The sequence below is a fragment of the Streptomyces sp. NPDC007162 genome (assembly GCF_040634175.1).
Lineage (GTDB): Bacteria > Actinomycetota > Actinomycetes > Streptomycetales > Streptomycetaceae > Streptomyces.
In genome coordinates, this window is the sequence record NZ_JBEYFC010000772.1 from 1 (window position 1) to 3,147 (window position 3,147).

General features: G+C 71.0%; 3 protein-coding genes. 2 read left to right on the top strand and 1 reads right to left on the bottom strand.

Annotated elements, in window-relative coordinates; genetic code table 11:
* Nucleotides 1-47: 47 nt before the first annotated feature.
* Nucleotides 48-641 carry a TIGR00730 family Rossman fold protein gene (locus tag ABZ646_RS43650; protein WP_360532508.1) on the bottom strand — a complete coding sequence of 198 codons (594 nt, stop codon included), beginning with the start codon at nt 639-641 and terminating at the stop codon, nt 48-50.
* A gap of 275 nt (nt 642-916) precedes the next feature.
* Between ABZ646_RS43650 and ABZ646_RS43655 the strand changes: the two genes are divergently transcribed.
* Together ABZ646_RS43655 and ABZ646_RS43660 are read left to right on the top strand one after the other, a co-directional pair.
* On the top strand, nt 917-1,525 hold the full coding sequence (locus tag ABZ646_RS43655; protein WP_360532511.1) for a helix-turn-helix domain-containing protein: 609 nt from the start codon (nt 917-919) through the stop codon (nt 1,523-1,525).
* A complete protein-coding gene (locus ABZ646_RS43660; protein WP_360532514.1) occupies nt 1,522-2,979 on the top strand; it encodes an MFS transporter in 1,458 nt (485 codons plus the stop codon). Before ABZ646_RS43655 ends, ABZ646_RS43660 begins: the two co-directional genes overlap by 4 nt.
* Nucleotides 2,980-3,147: the final 168 nt, after the last annotated feature.

A 3,147-nucleotide genomic window follows, 5' to 3' on the forward strand; every position in this document is an offset into this window, starting at 1 on the left:
GGCCCACACCGACCGGTGTGGGCCCACCCCCTTACCCTTCCTCCCGCTCAGGCGGGGGCCAACTGGGTCACGGGCGCCGGGCGGGGGAGCCCCAGCAGGTCGAGCGCCGCATCCGGAGCGTCGGCGACCTTGACGATGGAACGCTCCCGGGGTGTGAAGAAACCTTCCTCGCACATACGGTCCAGCATCGATATCAGCGGCTGGAAGAATTCCCGGACATTGACGAGGACAACCGGCTTCCGGTGATATCCCAACTGGTTCCAGGTAGCCACCTCCATCAGCTCGTCGAGCGTGCCGAATCCACCCGGCAGCACCAGGAACGCGTCCGACAGCCGGTACATCAGCGCCTTGCGCTCGTGCATGCTGGGCACCACGAAGATCTCGCCGCACGCCTCGACCGCCCGCTCGCGCTCGTGCAGCGCGTGCGGGATCACCCCGGTCACCTTGGCTCCGGACCGGTGCGCGGCCTGGGAGACGGCGCCCATGATGCCGGCGCCGCCCGCACCGTAGACCAGATCGGCACCACGGAGCCCGAGCCCCTCGCCGAGCGCGGTCGCCATCTCCACGTAGTGCGGCGTACGGCCGCCGCGCGAACCGCACAGCACGCCGATGCGCCGCGAGCTCGATGTGGGAAAAGCCATGTTGAATTCCCTTCCTGGGACGGTGGTCGGGTTCTCTTCGGCAGGCTAGAGGAATTCCCCGGGGATCTCACCGCGCACCCGCGTATTTCCACCCGAGGGGGAGGACCTCACGTCGTCCGGTCGTTTCCACGCAGTGAAATATATATTTCAAGTCGGGCGAACACCCTGTACCTGGTGCGAGCGGATAGCGGCAAATCCCCCCAAAATGGCGCCGATGTGAGCGTGCCCGGGGGTGCGGCCTTGCGCCCGATGGCATCCCGGCGCAGTATTGAAAGATGTCTTTCACATCTCGAGCGAACTCCGTGGCCCGCCCCGAACGGGTCCCGATCACTGATGTGCGCGTCCTGGGAGCCTTCGCGCACCCCCTGCGCCTTCGCCTGCTGCACCACCTCATGCGCAAGGGACCGGACACCGCGAGCCGCTGCGCGGAGGCGGTCGACGACTCGGCCTCCAACTGCAGCTACCACCTCCGCCTGCTCCACCGGTACGGACTCGTGGAGCGCGTCGAGGCGGAGGACGGCTCCGACGCCCGCGACCGGCCGTGGCGCGCGGTCGCCACCGGTTTCGACTTCCTGCCGGACGGCCAGGGCCCCGAGTCGCTCGCCGCCCACTCGGCGGTCGTCGGGGCCGAGCTGGGCGAACTCACCCGTCTCGTGCGGCACTTCCTTGCCGACTTCGGCTCACTGGAGGAGCCGTGGCAGCGGGCGGCGGTGTTCGACTCCTACGCACTCGCCCTCACGCCGGACGAGCTCCTCCACCTGACCTCGGTGATCGACCTGCTGGTACGCCCGTACATCATCGCCAACCGCCGTGACGTGCCGCCCGACGCGGCCGAGATCAGCTTCAGCGTCCAGGCGTTCCGCCGGCCCAAGGAGCAGAGTTGACCCCCGGACCGCGCCGAAGGAAGCGGACCGCATCCGCCGGAACCGCCGAGCCCCTGCGGAACTCCGCGAACTCCCCGATACGCAACCCGCGCTTCCGCACCTTATGGGCGGCCGGACTGCTCGACGACACCATCGACTGGATGCTGGTCACCGCCATCCCGATCTTCGTCTACCGCATGACCGAGTCGGCGATGACGACGTCCGTCGCCTTCCTGATCGAACTCGCCCCGGGCGTCCTCGTCGGCTCCCTCGCCGGGATCGCCGCGGACCGGTACGACCGCAAGAGGCTGCTGCTCGTCTGCACGCTGCTGCACGCGGCCCTGGCGGCCCTGCTCCTTCCGGTCACCTCCGGCGACCAGTTGTGGCTCGTCTACGCGGTGATCGCGGGGCGCGCGGTGTGCGCGCAGTTCGTCCTGACGTCGAAGAACGCGCTGCTGCCCGACCTCGTGGAGCCCGGGCAGAGCGCGGCGGCCAGCAACCTGGTCGTCCTGAACTCCAACCTCGGCCGCCTGGGCGGCAGTCTGCTCGGCGGCATCGTGGTCGCCGGGGGACTGCGCCCGGTGGCGGCGGGCTCGGTCATCGGCCTGCTCCTGACGGCCGGGGTGGTCAGCCGGATCCGCCGGCCCGAACGCGCGCCGGTCAGGCCCGGGTCGGAGGCGGCCGGGACAGGGAGCGCGCCGGCGGGACCGATGGCCACGTCGGCGTCCGCGGGCCCGGCGGCCGACGAGAGGGCCCAGCGCGCCGAGGCGACCGCCCCTGCGGCTGCCGCGGGCCTCGGCCGGATGTTCCGGCACTGGCGCGAAGGCGTCGCGGTGATCACCGACGACCGCCGCCTGCGCGTGTCCTTCCTCGCGGCCATCCTCTGCGCCGTAGGCCAGGGCCTGTTCGTCGTTCTGTTCGTCGTCTTCGTCGCCACCACCCTGCACGGCACCGACGCCGAGATCGGCCTGCTGCGCAGCATCCAGGGCATCGGCGGCATCGCGGGCGGCCTGGCGCTGGGCTTCCTGGGCACCCGCGTGCACCCGAGGCCGCTGATCACCTGGGGAGCGCTGTCCTTCTCCGGACTGGCGCTGCTGATCTGGAACGCGCCGATGGTCACGACCGCCTTCGGCGTGTACGTCGCACTGTTCGCCGTGGTGGGCCTGCCCGGTGGCGTCTACTACGCCGGGGTGCTCGGGATGGTCCAGCAGCGGGTCCCCGCCGACCACCTGGGCCGGGCACTCGGCTCCTTCTACACCGTGTCCAACGGCGCGCAAGCCATCGGCATGGCCCTTGCGGGCCTGCTCGCCGACCGCCTGGGCCCGGTACCGCTGCTGAACGCGCAGGCCGTGCTCTACCTGGCCGCCGGCCTGATGGCCCTGCTCGTACTGGGCGCCCGCAACACCCCGGAGACCCCGGCGACCGCCACGACCCCCGCCCCCGCGCAGGCACCGCTGCCCGACCCGCACGGATAGCACCGCAGCCCGTACCGGCACCTGCTGCCGTCCAGCGAGACGCGCACCCGCAAGGCGATCGACGACGCCCCCGGATGCCCCACCCCGGCACCGAAAAGGGCGAGGCCCGGAGACCTCGCCCGCCTACCTGAAGGAGTCGCTGACCTTCGCGACCCACGAGCCCTTCGC